This is a genomic window from Vitiosangium sp. GDMCC 1.1324 (assembly GCF_003044305.1).
Taxonomy (GTDB): domain Bacteria; phylum Myxococcota; class Myxococcia; order Myxococcales; family Myxococcaceae; genus Archangium.
Genome location: NZ_PZOX01000003.1, coordinates 515,806 through 532,294, shown reverse-complemented (window position 1 = coordinate 532,294; position 16,489 = coordinate 515,806). Strand labels below are relative to the sequence as shown.

Below are 16,489 nucleotides of genomic sequence, written 5' to 3'. Positions count from 1 at the left end.
CAGGTGCCTACTTGTACGGCACCACCGTGCCGCCGCGGTGGGCCGAGTCGCGCAGCACCAGCCGGGTCTCCTTGTAGAGGCGCGCGGCCTTGGGGCCGACGAGGAAGGCCTTGGGGTCTCCCTTGCGGAAGGTCTTCTTCAGGTACTCCTCGACCTCGCGGAACACGCGCCGGAACTGGTCCGAGGCCGCGTCCTTGCGGCCCGTCTGGGGGGTCACCTCCAGCTCGGCCCAGAGCTGGCCGCTGAGCAGCTCGCCCTCCTCGTTCATCCGGCAGCGCTCCAGGAAGATGACGGGCGAGCGCACCTCGTCGATGCGCCAGAAGCCCTTGTCCGGGCCGCGCTTCACCTTGTCCACGATGGCGGGCCCGACGCCGACCGCCACCAGGTAGAGGTCCTCCTCGGGCAACCGGGGGACGCTCTCCGCGCTCGCCCGGAAGGTCACCCAGTCCGGGGGAACGCGCCGGGGGTACACCTCCAGCTCGAGGCGTTCGAGGAAGCGGAAGAAGGCGACCTCGTCGTCGGGGGACATGAAGAACTGAAGCTGGCTGGCCATGTGCGGGCAATTAACCGAATGCCGGCCCTTGCGGAAGTCCGAGGCGATTCAGACTAAAGAATCCGCCATGGAAAAGACCTTCGACGCGCTGCTCGCCCGGATGCAGGAGCTCCGGGACCTCGGTGGACTCATCGGCCTGGCCACGTGGGACCAGGAGACCTATCTGCCCTCCAAGGGGGCGGACTCGCGGGCCCACCAGCTCTCCACCGTCCAGGGCATCTACCACGAGCGCCTGGTCGACCCCCGGTTGGGCGAGCTGCTCGCCTGGGCGGCGGACCACCAGGGCCTCACGGACGACCAGCGGGCCATGGCGCGGGTGCTCACCCATGAGCGCGACCGGGCGGTGAAGGTGCCCAAGGCGCTGGTGCAGGCGCTCGCCGAGGCGCAGAGCCGGGGCCTGGTGGCGTGGCGCGAGGCGCGCAAGCAGAACCGTTTCGCCGTCTTCAAGCCCGCGCTGGAGCGGATGCTGACGTTGCGCCGCGAGCAGGCGGATGCCTACGGCCACGACGGCGAGCGCTACAACGCGCTGCTCGAGGGCTACGAGCCCGGGATGCGCGTGTCGCGTCTCACTCCGGTGCTCACCGCGCTGCGCGACAACCTCATCCCCCTGGTGGCGGCGCTCCAGGCGGCCCCTCGCAAGGTGGGGGACTTCTTCCAGGGGCGGCGGTTCGACCCGGAGGCGCAGTGGCGTTTCACGCTGCGTCTGCTGGGGGACATGGGCTTCGACCTGGAGGCGGGGCGGCAGGACAAGAGCATCCACCCGTTCTCCAGCGGGCAGCACCCCACGGACGTGCGGCTCACCACGGACATCGAGGAGGGCACGCTGGGGGCGCTCTTCAGCACGCTGCACGAGGGCGGGCACGGCCTGTACGAGCAGGGCTTCTCCGAGGCCCACTACCGCACGCCGCTGGCGAACGCGCCCTCCATGGGCCTGCACGAGTCGCAGTCGCGCCTGTGGGAGAACCTGGTGGGGCGTGGCCGCGCCTTCTGGACGCACTACTTCCCGGCGCTGCGGGAGGCCTTCCCCGAGGCGCTCGCGGGCGTGGACCTGGACACCTTCCACTCGGGGGTGAATCGCGTCACGCCCTCGCTCATCCGCGTGGAGGCGGACGAGGTGACGTACAACCTGCACATCGTCCTGCGCTACGAGCTGGAGCTGCTGCTCATCCGCGACGCGCTGCCGCTGGACGAGCTGCCCTCGGCTTGGAACGAGCGCATGCGGCGCTTCCTGGGCGTCACGCCTCCGGACGACACGCAGGGCGTGATGCAGGACATCCACTGGGCCTGGGGCGAGTTCGGCTACTTCCCCACGTACTCGTTGGGCAACCTCTACTCCGCATCCATCTACCGGGCTGCGCAGCGCGCCCTGCCGGAGTTGGAGGAGGGCATCGCGCGCGGCGAGCTGCGGCCCCTGCGCGACTGGCTGCGCACCCACGTGCACGCCGAGGGTTACCGTCGGCCCGCCGAGGAGCTGGTGCGCAAGGTGACGGGCCAGGGCCTCACCGACGTGGACTTCCTCGCCTATCTCTGGTCCAAGTTCGGCGCCCTCTACGGTGTGAGCCTCTGACGGCCCGCCTCGCGGAGCTGCGCGGGCCCGGCGTGGGGGCCGTGCCTCAGAGGTCCAGGTGCAGCCGGAGCGAGCCGACGTTCACGGGGCCGCGGTCCCGGTTGTAGCCGGGGTGGTTGACGTGCTGGAAGTCGAGCGCGGCATAGAGGCCGCGCCAGAGGTGCGCGTTGTAGTAGGCCTCGAAGATGGTCTCCCGCCCGTAGTTCAGCTGGCCATCGCCCAGGACGAAGCCGTGGCCGCCGAGGGCCAGGTATTCGCGGTGGGGCTCGGACAGCCCGTTGCTCACCACGGCCAGCCCCACCTTGTCCCAGGGGCGGCTCCACGGCGTTCCGCGCACGTCCCCTCCGAGCGCCACCGTGTCATTCACCTCGGTGAAGGCGAAGGACTCGTTTTCGCCCTCGTTCCAGCCCGCGCGGGCGAAGGCGCGCACCGGACCGAAGAGCTCCTGCTCCAGGTTCAGCCCGAAGCCGTACTTCATCCGTCCCTGCTTCCGGTGGGCCTCGATGTCCGGGACGGGGTCCACACCGGCGCGGAAGGCGTCGATCGCCTCGTTGTAGCTGCCCATGTTGGCGTGGTTGAGGTAGCCCAGCAGCCGCACCACGCCCAGGCGTCCCGGAAGCAGCTCGTGGCGCAGCTCCACCTCGAGGTTCTCCGCTCGTGCGCGGAGGATGTTCCAGTCCAGGTTGAGGCCGTTGGCCACGGTGGGCATCAGCATCTCGCCGAAGCGCACGGAGAAGGCCGGCTGGTGGTACTCGGCCACCAGACCATAGGTGTAGCCGCGGGTGTCCGCCGCGTAGTCGTAGCCGCCGTTGCTGTCCACGGTCCAGTTCATGAACTGCAGATGGCTGTCACTGCCCACCGAGTTCACGTCGAAGAAGTCGGCGGTGCTCATCTTGCCCACGTGCAGCTCGATGCGCCGGCGGGGGAGCTGGGTGGCCAGTCCCAGCGGCGTGCGCACCGCCTCCACCGTGTCGTCGGAGAGGGGGATGATCTGCCGCAGCACGATGCGTGCGAGGTAGGGCTCGGCGCCGAGCGTGGGGTTGCGCACCACGTCCATGTTGGTGAAGCCCGCGAGTCCGAGCGCCTGGCCGACACCTCCGCCCGCCGCCATCTCCACGTGGACGGCACCCTCTGTCCACCGCGCGAGCGAGAAGGCGGTGTAGAGCGTGGCGACGAAGGAGGTGGCCGCCTCGGCCTCGGGCGAGAGGCTGAAGGCCCCGGAGTAGGGCGCGTGGAAGGTGGGGTGGTACTGGGTGATGAGGTTCATCTGCCCGGCCACCAGGTAGGGCGAGTCGTCCGAGTGGGGGAACAGGGTGGTGGGCGTGGACTGGGCCTGCGCCGCGGTGGCGAGCAGGAGCGGGAGCAACAACACACGAGGGAGTTTCTTCATGGATGCTGGCAGAGGGGTGCTTCGCGCATCACGCCAACATGTCCACGCCACGTTCGCCAGCGAACTCGTGTGTTATGGGTTCCAAGGTCCCGGACGTGTGAGTCCCAATGCTTGGAGAGCCTGCGTCCGGGCTTACGGCGTGGACCCGCGAGGCGCGCGCCGGCGCGAGGCGTCCTCGAGATAGGCGCGCACCACCTGGCCGAGGGGCAACTGGAGCGCCGTGTCGACATCGAGGAACCGGGCCCACACCACCTCGCGGTTGTCGAGGACGAGGGAGGGCTCGGCCGCCAGCTCGAGCTCGACGAAGTGGCACAGGTCGCGCTTGTACTCGTCCGTGCCATGGGCCTCGAAGACCTTGCGCAGCTCGTGCGGGGCGGCGTGTAGACCCACCTCCTCGCGCAGCTCGCGAGCGCCGGCCTCCTGGGGGGACTCCCGCTTGTGCTTGCCGCCTCCCGGCATGCTGAAGGTGCTCTTGTACGAGTTCTGGAGCAGCAACACCTTGCGGCCGAGCCACACGCCGACGAGGGTGCCCTCCGTCTCGGGGCGGCGTACGAACCAATACGCGAACGCCAGGGCGTAGGCGCCCCGGTAGGCCACTCGCACGACAGGGTCGAGAAGAGAGCTCACGGCGCCTCCTGCCCGGACGCTATCCGAGCTGGCGGTCACCGTCGACTCCGGGTGGCGCTTCTGGCCCGGGTCCGTTCAGCTCCGGCTCCCGCGCAGCCGCGTGTAGACGTAGGAGACGGCCAGCAGCATCACCCCGAGCAGGATGAAGGTGAGGATGCGCTGGTTGGGTGGCAGCCCCGCCAGGTCGATGAGCATCAGGCGCCCGAGTGTGATCGCCAGCACCGCGAGGCCCACGAGCCGGTACCAGCGCTCGCGCACGGCGAAGCCCAGGGCGAACAGTCCGAAGGCCGCCATGCCCCAGCCCAACGTCGTCAGGTCGCTGGGCATCCACTCGCCCACGAGCCACACCAGCGCGAGTCCCGCCCCGGCCGCGCAGAAGAACTGGAGCGCCGTGCGGCGGCTCCCCTGGAGGGGCGGGGGCAACCGGGCCGTGCTCGCCACCGAGGCGCGCTCGACGAGCGTGAAGCTCACGAGCAGGGCGGCGTCCAGGAACGCGCGGCCCGAGGGCGGCAGCCACGTGGCTCCGAGCGCCACGTAGAGGATGCCCACGCCCACCACCTGAAGAGCGCCCGCGCCCAGTACGCGTCCGGCGAGTCCCGCCACGAGCCCCACTGCCGTCCAGGCCCGCACCAGCGCCGTGTCCTCGAAATGCGAGGGCATGCCCATCGCGAGCGTGAGAATGCTCGTGGCGAGGTAGGCCTGGATGAGCGCGGGAGGTGCGCCCCGCCACCGGGCCACCGCGGCGCCCGTGCCCTGGGCCAGTGCAACGGTGACGAAGAAGGCGAAGAGGTGGGGCTCGCCCCAGCGTGACACCTCCACCGCTCCCAGGGTGAGCAGCCCCACCCAGTTGAGCAGCGCGAAGGCGAACGCGGCGCGCTTGGACAGCTCGCGCGGGTGTACCAGCAGCGCCACCGAGAAGAGCACGTAGTAGAGCGCGAGGAAGGAGAGGCTCAGGGCCAGCCGCTCGCTGTCGGGCTGCCCCGGGGCGATGGACCCCGTGCGCATCGCCCAGACGACGTGCGTCGAGTAGACGGCCACCAGGCTCGACAGTGGCACGATGACCCAGCGGTTCTTCACCAGGAAGAAGAGCGCTCCGCTCGCCAGCATCGTGGTGGACATGAGGGTGAAGAGGGTGATGTCGCTGAGCATCCCCGTGTGCAACCCGAGGAAGAGCGCGATGCCCGCCACCGTCTCCGACTGCATCCGCTGGGCGATGACGACGATGCCCACCACGTTGAGCGCCAGCAGCACGAGCGCGAGTGTCTCGCTCTGGATGACCCGCACCGCCGGCACGAAGTGCAGCGCGTACGTGACGAAGTAGGCGAGCGCCAGTCCTCCTCCGAAGACGATGCGCCCGAAGAGCAGGTGGCGCCGCGACAGCCACAGGCCCAGCGCCGCGAGCCCCGCGCTCAGCAGGTAGCCCGCCCCCACCCGCACCAGCACGCCCAGCTCGCCGAAGTGGTAGATGATGAGGAAGGCGAAGCCGATGATGAGCGCCACGATGCCCACCCGGCTCAGCCAGTACGTGCCCAGGTGCGCCTCGAGGTCCCTCTTCTCCGGCGCGGGCTCGGTGGAGGGTGGTGGTGCGGCGGGTGCTCGCGGGAGGGCGGGCTCCGCTCGGGCCGCCGTCTCCAGGTGCTCGATGCGCGCTTCCAGCCGGGAGACCGTCTCCTCCAGTCGCCGTACGACGTCCCTCAGGTCCTGCCCTTCTCCCTCCGCCATGTGCTCCTTTCGGTCGGTACCTCCTTAACCCGCTCGGAGGATCAGGATGGCGGTTTGTTCCGGGAGAACGCGAGCCCGGTGCGTCAGGTGAACAGCAACGGCCGGCAGGCCCGGGCGAGCTGCAGCGCGTCGCGAGCCAGGATGTGGGCGGACAGGTTCCCATCCAACCACGCGGCGCGCGCCACCTGGTTGCTCAGCTCGAAGCACAGCGTCGCCGTGCGCCGTGCCAGCCGGCTGTCCTTTCGCAGCGCCCGGGCGTTCAGCTCGCATAGCTCCGCGCACTGGCGCAACAGGCGCATCGGCTCGCTGTCAGCGCGCATGCCCGTCGCAGCCAGTTGCTCCATCGCTGCTTCGCACGAGGCCTGACAGCTCAGGCTCGCCGCGATGCAGTGATGGATGTCGGCCGTCGCGCCTCCCAGTCGGACTCCAGACATGCCCGCGCCACCTCCACAGCGGCTTCAAAACTACGCACGTTCCCCCCAGCCGCAACCTGAACCGTCGCCCTCCGAGCCACATGTTAAATCGGCTCCATGACATTGGCGCTCGCGCCTGGTGTCATTGAGTAGGACGCACAGGCGCGCACCGGGGTTCCCGCCCTGTTCTCCGAGGAACTCCGGCAAACCTCCGCGCGCTCGTCGTCATCCCATGTGCAGGTGGGGCATCTGGAGGCAACGTGCCCACGCTCGCGCTCGGTTGCGCGAGCGGAAGATTACGCTCCGCGTGAGTCCGGCGGTGGAGACGCCTGGACTCGACGGTTTCGTCACGGGCGCGAGAGGAAGCGTGTCAGTCCGGGCTGAAGGGCCTCACGCTGGGCGATGCACAGGTCCACCCGCTCCAGCGTCTGCGCGAGGTACTTGGCGCCTCCGGGGTAGCGGACCGTGCGTTCCTTGAAGAAGGCCTCCAGGTCCTGGCGGTGCGCGGGGTCGCAGAAGGCCACGCCCAGGACGGGCATCGCGCCGCGGACCTCGTGCGGCAGCCGGTCGGTCAGCGCGTCGTAGTGGTCCTTCAGGTAGGTGTAGAGCATTTCGCGCGGGGCCTCCTCGTTCATCAGCTCGCCCGTCATGCTGATGATGACGTCGAGCGAGGAGAAGTCATCGGAGAGCAGCAGGCCGAGGCTGGTGCGGACGAGCGCGGGGTCCTGGAAGGAGCCCAGTGCGCTGAGCAGGGCGCTGCGCTCGGCCGGGTCACGCGCCTTGCGAGCCTCGGCGAGCAGGCGCTGATGCAGTGCCGCGTCTCCCTTGCGCGCGCCCAGCCGCAGCACCACTTCCATCATCTCCGGCGAGATGGCACGGCGGTCTTCCAGCCACTTGCGTGTCAGCTCGAGCGACTGCGCCTGGAGCGCCTCGTCCCGGCCCAGGTCGGCCACGGCCTTCACCGCCGTGGGCCGCAGCAGGCGCGTGTCCTCGTCCTCACCCGGGCGCGGCCGCAGACCGAGCGCGCGCACCTTGTCGCCGAACGTGCGGCGCACGAAGGCCGCGTATTTCGGCCGCAGCGGCTCGGGGATGAGGTCGCGCCGCACCGAGCCCACCATGTTCAGCGCCCCGGTGAGCAGGTCCCTGTCATCCGTGGGCAGCAGGCCCGTCACCACTCCGAGCGCCTCGTCCACCGGCAGCGCGTTGCTGGCCATCAGCGCCTGCGCGTCGCTGAGCAGCCCCAGGCGCTCGAGCAGGGTGAGCTGCTTGCCGCCTCCGCGCATGAGCCTGGCGAGCAGGTCTCCCTCCAGCTTCGCGTGGTAGTAGCCGCGCGCATCCGCGTTGGGGTGCACCCAGTCGGGGCAGCCGGTGGCGCCCGTCAGCACGAGCTCACCCGTCTTCCCGGTGAGCAGGGTGCAGGCCCGCGCCTCCTGCTTGCCCGTGCCGTAGCGCACGCACACGGGGACCTGCCACGTCTGCTCCGCCGTGCTCTCGCCCCGCGAGCCCACGGGCAGGAAGCGGCGCTGCGCCAGCGTCAGCTTCGGAGTCGTGCCCGCCGCGCACTGGAGGCCCACGGTGACGAGTGGCACTCCGGGTTGGTCCAGGAAGGTGGTGAGGGCGGCCGACATGTCGGTGCCCGCCGCCTTGGAAAGGGACTGGAAGAAGTCGGTCGCGGTGGCGTTGCCCAGGGCATGCTCGTGCATGTGGGCGCGCACGCCCTCGCGGAAGCGCTCCGGGCCCACCCACGCCTCGAACATGGCGAGCACCGCGTTGCCCTTGGAGTAGGTGATGTCGCCGTCGAAGGCCGTGAGGATGTCGCTCTCACTCTCGACGGGCTGGTGGATGCGGCGCGTGGTGACGAGCCGGTCCGTCGTCATCGCCTGCGCGCGCTTCCTCTCGCGCTGGGCGTCCATGTTCCACGAAGGCTGCCACTGGCCCACTATCTTGAGGGAGAGCCAGTCCGCGAAGGACTCGTTGAGCCAGGTGTCATCCCACCACGCCAGCGTGACGAGGTTGCCGAACCACTGGTGCGCCAGCTCGTGCGCCTGCACGCGCGCGAAGGAGCGCTGACGCTGCAGCGTGTCCTGCTCGGGCCGGGCCAGCAGCAGCGGCATCTGGAAGGTGATGAGGCCCGGGTTCTCCATGGCCGCGAAGAGCACGGGCTTCGGAATGGCCAGCACGTCCAGCTTCTCGTAGGGGTAGGGGATGCCGAAGTACTCCTCCAGCAGGCCCACCAGCGGGGGCGTGTTCTGGGCGGCATACGCGGCCTCGGCCTTGCGGCCCTTCGGGACCACGATGCGCACCGGTGTGCGTTTCTCGCCCGCGGGCGCCGCGTCCACCGTCTCGAAGGGGCCTACCGCGAAGGCAATCACCTCGCTGGGCAGCGGCGGCGTGGGGCGGAAGCGCACCGTCTTCCACCCGTCCGGGCCGGTTTCCTCGGAGGCTACCGGTGTGTTGGAGAAGGCCTGTTGGTTCTGGGGGACTCGCAGCGTCAGCTGCCAGGGCACCTTGAAGCCCGGCTCGTCGAAGCACGGTATCGCCCGGCGCGCGTCATCCGGTTGGAACTGTGTCACCGCATACCAGGTGTCTCCATCCTTCTGCCGGAAGAGGCCCGTGGTCTCCTTCGCCGATGCGGTGCCCTGGTACGCCACGCGTAGCGTCGCGGTGCCCGGACCCACCGGGCGCTCCAGCAGGAAGCCGATGAAGCTGTCCCCCTCCGTCACCGCACGCGCGGGCTGGGACTGGCCTCCCGCCGTGAGCGTGGCCTCCTTCACCTTCAGGCCATTGCCGTGCAGCCACACCTGCCTCGTGGACTCGGACAGCGTGAGCGCGATTTCCACCACGCCATCGAAGGTCTCCTGGTCCGGGTCCACCGTGAGCTCCACCTGGTAGCCCGTGGGCTTCACGTGGGTGCCCAGGCGGAAGGTCGGGGGACGCGGGGTCTCCGCCGTCGGCGCGGGAGAGGGGGGCGCGGATGCGGTGGGGGCGGAAGTCTGCTGCGGCGTGGCGCAGGCCAGGGCGAGCGTGAGCAGTGCCCACGGGGTGCGGCGGAATCGGGCGTTCATGGGTTCCCTCGGATGGGTGGCGAGAGAACGCGCGAGCGTGGGTTCTATTGCCGGCATCAGGGATGCCATGCGCCGTAAAAGTGAGCCTGCCCCACGTCACCGGGGCAAACCCAGTCACGCCGTCGTCACGCCTCCCTGTCATTGAGCCTTCACGGGCCGGGATTCGCCCGTTCAGGGATGGATTTCCATCCAAGGAGGAAGAAAACCGTGTGGAAGGCGATACAGAAGGCATCGAAGTCCGTGCTGGCCGTGGGGATTGTCTTCAGTTCCATGGCCGCGCTCGCAACCGAGTGGTTCGACACGACCGCGGCCGAGCGGGCGGCCTCGGGTTATCCCATCGCGAAGAGAGGGGATGTGACATGGGCGTATGCGAACCGAAGCTCGAACGAGGTGTGCAAGAGCAAGGGGTTCGCGACGGGCCTGTACGTGGGCCATCAAGCCGGCGAGCTCATGGGCGTCAATTGCTTCGATGAGGACACCGTTGACTGGTTCGACACCACACTGACGGAGCTCAGGCGGCTTCCGGGGTGGGGGAATGACACCGATGACAACACCCACGTCGACAAGCAGGTGCCATTCTGGGCGAATTACGCCGCCTTTGCTGTCTGCAATCGCCACGGTTACGGGACGGGCTTCTTCACGGGCCACCAGTCGGGGGAGCTGGTGGGCGTTCACTGCATTGCGCGCGACAAGATGCACTACGTGCAGGTGCCCTCGAATGATGCCCGCTTTGGCCTGCCCGGAGGCCGCCCCACGGGCTGGCCCTGGCACTACCTCAACATCACCGCCAACGATGTGTGCGCCTACCATGGCTACCGGACGGGCCTGCTCAGCGCCATGTTCGCGAGCGGGCAGCCCTTCTGGGTGTGGTTGGAGTACCACTGCTTCGACTGAAGCTTGAGGACGGGACACACCGTCAGTGCGCGCTTGAACTTCAAGGAGCAGCGCGAACCTCCCTGTTATCGGGGACGAGCGCCTGAGCCGTGACACCCGCTTGCACCGGACGCTGCGTCAGGTTGTACCGTCCGCCAACGATGAAGGAACGAGCGACGAACCGACGCCGCTGGCGTATCGGCGAGCTGGCGGACGCCACCGGCCTGACGGTGCGTACCCTCCACCATTACGAGCACATCGGGCTGCTGGCGCCCGCGGCGCGGACGGAGGGGCGCCAGCGGCTCTACGACGAGAACGACGTGCGACGCCTCTACCGCATCCTCGCGCTGCGCGACCTGGGGCTGTCACTCGCGGACATCCGTCGCATGCTCGATGACGACCGCGCCGCGCTCGCCGCCGTCCTGCGTGCCCATCGGGCTCGCGTCGATGCCGAGCTCGAGCGGCTCGGGAGACTTCGGACGCTCCTCGACCACGCGTGCGCGCACGCGGACCGCGACGTCGAACCCGACACCGTGCTCGCCACGATCGAGGCGATGTCGCGGGTGGTTCGCCGGGGCAACGCACTCCGGAAGAAGGGGAAGGCCTCGAAGGATGCCGAGGCCCGGTGGCGGGAGCTGGGCGACGCGCTTCGTGCGTGCATGAAGGCGGGAGAAGACCCGTCGGCCCCGCGTCCTCGCGCCGTGGCCCGCGCGGCCCTGGCGCGGATCGTCGAGTTCGCCGGTGGCGACCGCGCCACGTTGGAGGCGCTCGCGCACCTTCGTCAGCTCGCTCCCCCGAAGAACCTCGCCGGATGGAGCCCCGCGCTGATGCGGTACCTCAACCAGGCACTGGCCAGCCTTAACACGACGGAGCACGAACCATGCTGAACGAGCAGATCGCGAAGGACGTTGGACCGGCTCATCTCGACATCGCCTGGGAGCAACGCGGCGATCCGCGACACCCCACGGTGCTGCTCGTGATGGGAATCGCCGCTCAGCTCGTGAACTGGCCGCTCGGCTTCCTGCGGGCGCTCGTCGCGCGCGAGCTCCACGTGGTGCGCTTCGACAACCGCGACTCGGGGCACTCCACGCACATGCACACTGCCCCACCTCCCAATCTGCCCGCGGCGCTCAAGGGCGATCTGTCATCGGTGACGTACACGCTCTCCGACATGGCCGCTGACGCGGTCGGCTTGCTCGATGCCCTGAAGATCGACGCCGCGCACGTCGTGGGAGCGTCGTTGGGTGGCGCGATCGCGCAGACGATCGCGATCGAGCACCCGACGCGGGTGCGTTCGCTCACGTCGATGATGTCGACGACCGGCGACATGTCCGTCGGGCAGGTGCACCCCGAGACCATGAAGGCGTTGTTCGGAGGGCCTCCCGCACGCACACGCGAGGAGGTCGTCGCGCGCGCCGTGCGCAACGTCGCGGTGGTCGGTTCGCCAGCGTTCCCGGCGGATCCGGCGGCCGTGGCCGAGATCGCGGGGCTTGCGTACGACCGCGACTACGACGAGGTCGCGATCGCGCGCCAGGCCGTGGCGTCGGTCGCGTCGGGTGACCGCACCCCGCTGCTGCACGCGCTCGACGTGCCGACGCTCGTGTTGCACGGGCTCGCCGACACGATGTGCGACCCGAGCGGTGGGCGCGCCACGGCCGCCGCGATTCCGGGGGCCGAGCTCGTGCTGATCGACGGGATGGGGCACACCCTTCCGCCCGGGCTCTGGGAGCGGCTCGCCGATCACATCGCCGCCATCGTGCGGAAGGGTGAGGCGAGGGCGGCCGACCATGTACATGGAATTCGATGGTAACTGGCCCTGCGCAGCTTCTTCCGCCACGCAGGGCGCACCCTTCACTGACTTACCCGAGGGGGATTAGAAGCGCATGCCCAGGGTGGCGACGACGTCGAAGTAGCCGCCGCTGGGCCTGTCGATCTGCTCCGAGAGATTCTCATCCAGCAACAGCCGGTAGGTCGCCCGGACTCCCGCGGTGAGCTTGCCCGCGTTGAAATCGATGCCCGCGGCCAGCGGCACCTCGCCCACCAGATCCGACGTGTCGTCCACCAACGTGCCCTTTGCGAAGGTGTACGTGCCGCCAATACCGCCGCCCACGAAAGGACGCACGGCCTCGAAAACGGGCAGGGATAGCTTCAGCAGGGCAGAGGCTCCATGACGCGTCAGGGCCAGGTCGAGCACTCCCGCTTCGCTGATGACATTGCGCGCACCCTCGTAGCTCAGCTCGAGGCCGAGGAAGCTCATGGCCCCCAGGTTCAACGTCAGGCCCCAGCTCGGACCCGGCTTGGAGACCTCACCCAGGTTGCCCGTGTAGTTGCCCGCGCCGCCGCGTAGGAAGATCTTCTTGCTGCCGATCCACTCTCCCTGCTCCTCGGCGGCCGCCGCCGTGCCCGCCGTGCCCAGCGCCGCTACGATTCCCAGTACCGCCATCCCGTGACGCGACATCTCTCATCCTCCAGGGTGTGAGTGTGCGCAAGCTAGCCAGCTCGTTCCGTCCGCGCATCCTTTGTGACGGAAATATTGGGGCCGCACATCGAGGGGCGGTGGTACCTCAGAAGCGATATCGCAGGAACCGGCTGAACATCCGCATCATCTGGATGCTGAGGCGGGCCGGGAGCGAGAACCGGCCGCTCCAGGCTGGCTCGTAGGCCGCCACGCACCGTTCGCCGCGCCGGGGCTACCGTTCGCCGCGCGCCAGTGGCCATTGGCAGCATGGGGAGGAAGCGGGGCTTCGCGGAGGGCCATCCTGGCGCCATGCGAAGAACCGTTCTCCTCTCCCTGCTGCTGTTGTCGCTCCCCGCGTTCGCCGCGGACGAGGCCCGCGCCCGCGTCCAGGCCGCCGCCGAGGCCATGGGCGGCGAGGCCCGGCTTCGAGCCCTCTCCAGCCTGCGCATCCAGGGGATCGGCCACTGGAATCTGCTGGAGCAGTCCGAGCGCCCCGCCTCGCCCTGGCTCGTCATGTACGAGCAGATTGACGAATTACGCGTCCCCTCCCGCCAGCGCCTGCGCCAGAAGGCGGAGGGCCGGGGCGCGACGATGGGCACCTGGCGAACCGTGACGCTGCGAATGGATGGGGACGCGGTCGCCATGGAATTCGATGGGCAGATGCGCCCCGTCGGTGGCGCCCAACTTCAGGACATGCGCGAGCGGCTCGACTCTGCGCCCGAGCGCGTGCTCCTCACCGCCCTGGACGCCGCCGACCTGCGCTCCACGCCGGACACGATGCTGCAGGATGTGCCGCACCACGTGGTGACGTTCCACCACGGGCGCGCGGCGGTGCGCCTGTTCCTCAATGCCCACACGGGGCTCCCCACTCTGGTGGAGACCGAGGACGCCCACCCGGCCGACATGTTCTGGAGCGTCTGGGGTGACGTGCGCACCCGGCTGTTCTTCCAGTCCTGGTCACTGGAGGCCGGGGGGCTGCGCTACCCGCGCAACTGGGAGTGGCAGCGCAATGACACCACGTACCACTCGTTCACCGTGACGGCGCTGGAGCTGGAGCCGAAGGTGACCGACGCGGACTTCGCCATCCCCGACGACGTGCGCAAGGCCTTCGCGGCGCGCCGGGATGCCACGGCGGACGACCTGCCGCTGGGCCGTCCGGACCGGCCCGCCGCCGAGCTGGCGCCGGGTGTGGTCCACGTGCCCGGTCGCTGGGACGTGGCCCTGGTGAAGCAGGACGACGGGGTGGTGGTCATCGAGGCGCCCATTGCCTCGGGCTACTCGGCGCGCGTGCTGGATGAGGCCGCCAGGCGCTTCCCCGGCATGAAGGTGAAGGCGGTGGTGTCCACCAGCGATGCGTGGCCCCACGTGGGCGGCCTGCGGGAGTACGCCGCTCGCGGCATTCCGCTCCATGTGCTGGACCTGAACCACCCGCTGGTGGAGCGGCTGCTGAAGTCCTCTCGTGCGCGGGTGCCGGATGCGCTGGCGAAGGCACCTCGCGCGGCGAAGGTGACGGAGGTGGGCCGCCGCACGACGCTGGGCACGGGGGCGAACCGGCTGGAGCTGATTCCGGTGCGCACCGAGACGGGCGAGCGGATGCTCTTCGTCTGGATGCCGGAGCACCGGCTCCTCTACTCCAGCGACCTCGTGCAGCCGGGACAGGGTGGTGCCTTCTTCAACCCGCAGCAGCTCGCGGAGACGGTGGATGTGGCCGCTCGCGAGAAGCTCGACGTGGCGCGCGTCTTTGGCATGCACCTGGACGCGACGGAGTGGAAGGCCGTCATGGACGCCGTGGAGAAGGCCCGGGCTCCGGCGACGGCCTCGGCCACGCCTTGAGGTGAGGACTACCGGGCCCGACCCAGCCGGCGCTCCAGGTGCTCGCGGCGGTTGCGGCTCACCCGCAGCCGCTGTCCCGTTTCCAGCACCACCACCCACTCCGTGGGCGAGGCGTGGTGCAGCTCGCGGATGCGCTCCACGTTGACGATGGCCGAACGGTGGATGCGCACGAAGCGCTCCGCGTCGAGCTTCGCCTCCAGCGCCGCGAGGCTCTCCCGCAGTACGTGCTCCTGGCTGCCCACGTGCAAGGTGACGCAGTAGTCGTCGGCCTCAATCCAGTCGATGTCCGCGATGGGCACCAGCACGGAGCGGGTGCCCACCTTCACCAGGATGCGGCCCGGCGACTCGGCGGGTGGTGGCGTGGGGGCGGGAGGCGCGGGCGTGTCCGCGAGCAGGCCCGCGAGCTTCCGTCCCAGCTCCAGCGCCTCGCCCTGACGCAGCCGGAGCCGGGCGCGGTGCAGGGCCTCGTCGAAGCGCTCGTCCGCGAAGGGCTTCACGAGATAGTCCACCGCGTGCACGTCGAAGGCACGCACGGCGAAGGCGTCATACGCGGTGATGAAGATGACCGCGGGCATCTGCGCCACGCCCACCTCACGGATGACGCCGAATCCGTCCAGCTCCGGCATCTGCACGTCGAGCAGCACGAGGTGCGGACGCAGCTCGCGGATGGCCGAGACGGCTTCGCGTCCATCCCGACATTCTCCACACACCGTTACTTCGGCGTGGCGGGACAGCGCGTGACGCAGGCCCCGGCGGGCCAGCGGCTCGTCATCCACCAGGAGGACGCGCAGCTCAGCCACGGGCGCGCTCCTGCATGGGCGCGTCCTCGCGCAGCGGCAGCAGGAGGGTGGCCACGGTGCCGGTGCCGCCGGGCGGGCTGGCCACGCTGAAGCGGCCCGCGTCGCCGTAGAGCTGAGCCAGCCGGGCGCGCGTGTTGGACAGCCCGATGCCAGGGCTGCTTTCCAGGTCGAAGCCCGCCGGCAGGCCCGGCCCGTCATCCGCCACCGTCAGCTCCAGCTCGTCTCCCCGCCGCCTCGCGCGGATGCGCAGCGCTCCCGCCGCCGAGCGCATGGACACTCCGTGGCGGATGGCGTTCTCCACCAGCGGCTGGAGCACCAGGTTCGGCACGCGCGCGTCCAGCACGCCGGAGTCCACGTCCCAGTCCACGCGCAGCCGGTCCTGGAAGCGGAGCTGCTGAATCTCCAGGTAGCGCGACAGCACGGACACCTCGTCGCGCAGCGGCACCTCCTGCGTGGCGCCCTGCTGGAGCAGCCGGCGGAGGATGTCGCTGAGCAGCACCAGCATGCGCGCCGCGGTGTCCGTCTCCTGCTCGCGCACCAGCACGACGATGGCGTTGAGCGTGTTGAAGAGGAAGTGCGGGTGGAGCTGCGTCTGCAGCGCTTGGAGCCGCGCCTCGGCGAGCTGCACGGAGAGCGCCGCGGCCTGCCGCTCGTTCTCCCGCGCGCGCCGTTGCGAGTCCGCCGCCGCGGCCACGCCGACCACCGCCGCGTACGTCATGCCCATCATGGGCATCCAGCCCATCCAGTAGCGCAGCACCAGGAGGGGCAGCGGCGGCATGTTGGCCATGGGCGGCATGAACGCCTCGTGGCACAACGTGTACGCCAGCGCGAAGACGCCTCCCATGCCGACGCAGGCCGCGAGGTGTCCTCCGACGGCGCGGGCCTCCAGCGGAAGCCCCAGGCGCAGCCGGCGCGACAGGTGCACGAGCGCGGGCGTGGCGGGCACCCACACGTACCAGGCCGGAAGCTGCGAGGCGAAGGCCCGCCACAGCGGCAGCGGCTGTGAGCCGAGGCGGCTGAAGAAGTACGTCTCCAGGGCGGCGAGTGTTGCCGGCACGGTCCACACCGAGGCCAGCCACGCCCACCGTCGCCACGCGCGGGGCGATGCATTTTCCAGGGGGGACACGATGCCGGGAGTCTAGCTCATGGCGGCGAGCGTCTCCTCCATCGCGTCCTGGTTCGCCCAGA

General features: G+C 69.7%; 14 protein-coding genes. 5 read left to right on the top strand and 9 right to left on the bottom strand.

What is annotated here, in order from left to right; translation table 11 throughout:
* Positions 1 to 7: 7 nt before the first annotated feature.
* Complete coding sequence (locus DAT35_RS10725; RefSeq protein WP_108066843.1) at positions 8 to 553, bottom strand: hypothetical protein; 546 nt, start codon at positions 551 to 553, stop codon at positions 8 to 10.
* Between the two features lie 67 nt (positions 554 to 620).
* Between DAT35_RS10725 and DAT35_RS10720 the strand changes: the two genes are divergently transcribed.
* Positions 621 to 2,120 carry a carboxypeptidase M32 gene (locus tag DAT35_RS10720; RefSeq protein WP_108066842.1) on the top strand — a complete coding sequence of 500 codons (1,500 nt, stop codon included), beginning with the start codon at positions 621 to 623 and terminating at the stop codon, positions 2,118 to 2,120.
* A gap of 46 nt (positions 2,121 to 2,166) precedes the next feature.
* On the opposite strand, the gene DAT35_RS10715 is transcribed toward DAT35_RS10720, so the two are convergent.
* From DAT35_RS10715 to DAT35_RS10695, 5 genes are all read right to left on the bottom strand, one after another.
* Complete coding sequence (locus DAT35_RS10715; protein WP_108066841.1) at positions 2,167 to 3,510, bottom strand: carbohydrate porin; 1,344 nt, start codon at positions 3,508 to 3,510, stop codon at positions 2,167 to 2,169.
* Between the two features lie 132 nt (positions 3,511 to 3,642).
* On the bottom strand, positions 3,643 to 4,137 hold the full coding sequence (locus tag DAT35_RS10710) for an NUDIX hydrolase (protein ID WP_108066840.1): 495 nt from the start codon (positions 4,135 to 4,137) through the stop codon (positions 3,643 to 3,645).
* A gap of 75 nt (positions 4,138 to 4,212) precedes the next feature.
* Positions 4,213 to 5,859 (bottom strand): DUF2339 domain-containing protein, encoded by a 1,647-nt coding sequence (locus tag DAT35_RS10705; RefSeq protein WP_108066839.1) that lies wholly within the window; start codon positions 5,857 to 5,859, stop codon positions 4,213 to 4,215.
* Positions 5,860 to 5,942: 83 nt separating this feature from the next.
* The gene (locus tag DAT35_RS10700) at positions 5,943 to 6,293 is read right to left on the bottom strand and encodes a hypothetical protein (RefSeq protein ID WP_108066838.1); all 351 of its coding nucleotides are present in this window, start codon (positions 6,291 to 6,293) and stop codon (positions 5,943 to 5,945) included.
* Between the two features lie 326 nt (positions 6,294 to 6,619).
* Positions 6,620 to 9,337, bottom strand: a complete 2,718-nt coding sequence (locus DAT35_RS10695; protein ID WP_108066837.1) for a M1 family metallopeptidase — start codon at positions 9,335 to 9,337, stop codon at positions 6,620 to 6,622.
* Between the two features lie 207 nt (positions 9,338 to 9,544).
* On the opposite strand from DAT35_RS10695, the gene DAT35_RS10690 reads away from it, so the two are divergent.
* The 3 genes from DAT35_RS10690 to DAT35_RS10680 all read left to right on the top strand — a co-directional run bounded on the left by DAT35_RS10690 (position 9,545) and on the right by DAT35_RS10680 (position 12,020).
* The gene (locus DAT35_RS10690) at positions 9,545 to 10,231 is read left to right on the top strand and encodes a hypothetical protein (protein WP_108066836.1); all 687 of its coding nucleotides are present in this window, start codon (positions 9,545 to 9,547) and stop codon (positions 10,229 to 10,231) included.
* Positions 10,232 to 10,371: 140 nt separating this feature from the next.
* The gene (locus DAT35_RS10685) at positions 10,372 to 11,097 is read left to right on the top strand and encodes a MerR family transcriptional regulator (RefSeq protein ID WP_108066835.1); all 726 of its coding nucleotides are present in this window, start codon (positions 10,372 to 10,374) and stop codon (positions 11,095 to 11,097) included.
* Complete coding sequence (locus DAT35_RS10680; RefSeq protein WP_108066834.1) at positions 11,091 to 12,020, top strand: alpha/beta fold hydrolase; 930 nt, start codon at positions 11,091 to 11,093, stop codon at positions 12,018 to 12,020. The genes DAT35_RS10685 and DAT35_RS10680 overlap by 7 nt, the downstream gene beginning before the upstream one ends.
* A 63-nt stretch (positions 12,021 to 12,083) precedes the next feature.
* On the opposite strand, the gene DAT35_RS10675 is transcribed toward DAT35_RS10680, so the two are convergent.
* Positions 12,084 to 12,668, bottom strand: coding sequence for a hypothetical protein (locus tag DAT35_RS10675; RefSeq protein WP_108066833.1), 585 nt, complete (start codon positions 12,666 to 12,668; stop codon positions 12,084 to 12,086).
* A gap of 309 nt (positions 12,669 to 12,977) precedes the next feature.
* Between DAT35_RS10675 and DAT35_RS10670 the strand changes: the two genes are divergently transcribed.
* Positions 12,978 to 14,501 (top strand): MBL fold metallo-hydrolase, encoded by a 1,524-nt coding sequence (locus DAT35_RS10670; protein WP_108066832.1) that lies wholly within the window; start codon positions 12,978 to 12,980, stop codon positions 14,499 to 14,501.
* 8 nt (positions 14,502 to 14,509) lie between these two features.
* Here the strand turns inward: DAT35_RS10670 and DAT35_RS10665 are convergent, their stop codons facing one another.
* Together DAT35_RS10665 and DAT35_RS10660 are read right to left on the bottom strand one after the other, a co-directional pair.
* Complete coding sequence (locus tag DAT35_RS10665) at positions 14,510 to 15,301, bottom strand: LytTR family DNA-binding domain-containing protein (protein ID WP_108066831.1); 792 nt, start codon at positions 15,299 to 15,301, stop codon at positions 14,510 to 14,512.
* Entirely contained in the window at positions 15,294 to 16,358 is a 1,065-nt protein-coding gene (locus DAT35_RS10660) for a sensor histidine kinase (RefSeq protein WP_158501644.1), read from the bottom strand. Before DAT35_RS10660 ends, DAT35_RS10665 begins: the two co-directional genes overlap by 8 nt.
* Positions 16,359 to 16,489: the final 131 nt, after the last annotated feature.

Coding starts and splice junctions, on each gene's coding strand:
- DAT35_RS10670 (WP_108066832.1), top strand. CDS start 12,978: ATGCGAAGAACCGTTCTCCTCTCCCTGCTGCTGTTGTCGCTCCCCGCG.
- DAT35_RS10675 (WP_108066833.1), bottom strand. CDS start 12,668: ATGTCGCGTCACGGGATGGCGGTACTGGGAATCGTAGCGGCGCTGGGC.
- DAT35_RS10700 (WP_108066838.1), bottom strand. CDS start 6,293: ATGTCTGGAGTCCGACTGGGAGGCGCGACGGCCGACATCCATCACTGC.
- DAT35_RS10720 (WP_108066842.1), top strand. CDS start 621: ATGGAAAAGACCTTCGACGCGCTGCTCGCCCGGATGCAGGAGCTCCGG.
- DAT35_RS10715 (WP_108066841.1), bottom strand. CDS start 3,510: ATGAAGAAACTCCCTCGTGTGTTGTTGCTCCCGCTCCTGCTCGCCACC.
- DAT35_RS10680 (WP_108066834.1), top strand. CDS start 11,091: ATGCTGAACGAGCAGATCGCGAAGGACGTTGGACCGGCTCATCTCGAC.
- DAT35_RS10725 (WP_108066843.1), bottom strand. CDS start 553: ATGGCCAGCCAGCTTCAGTTCTTCATGTCCCCCGACGACGAGGTCGCC.
- DAT35_RS10705 (WP_108066839.1), bottom strand. CDS start 5,859: ATGGCGGAGGGAGAAGGGCAGGACCTGAGGGACGTCGTACGGCGACTG.
- DAT35_RS10695 (WP_108066837.1), bottom strand. CDS start 9,337: ATGAACGCCCGATTCCGCCGCACCCCGTGGGCACTGCTCACGCTCGCC.
- DAT35_RS10685 (WP_108066835.1), top strand. CDS start 10,372: ATGAAGGAACGAGCGACGAACCGACGCCGCTGGCGTATCGGCGAGCTG.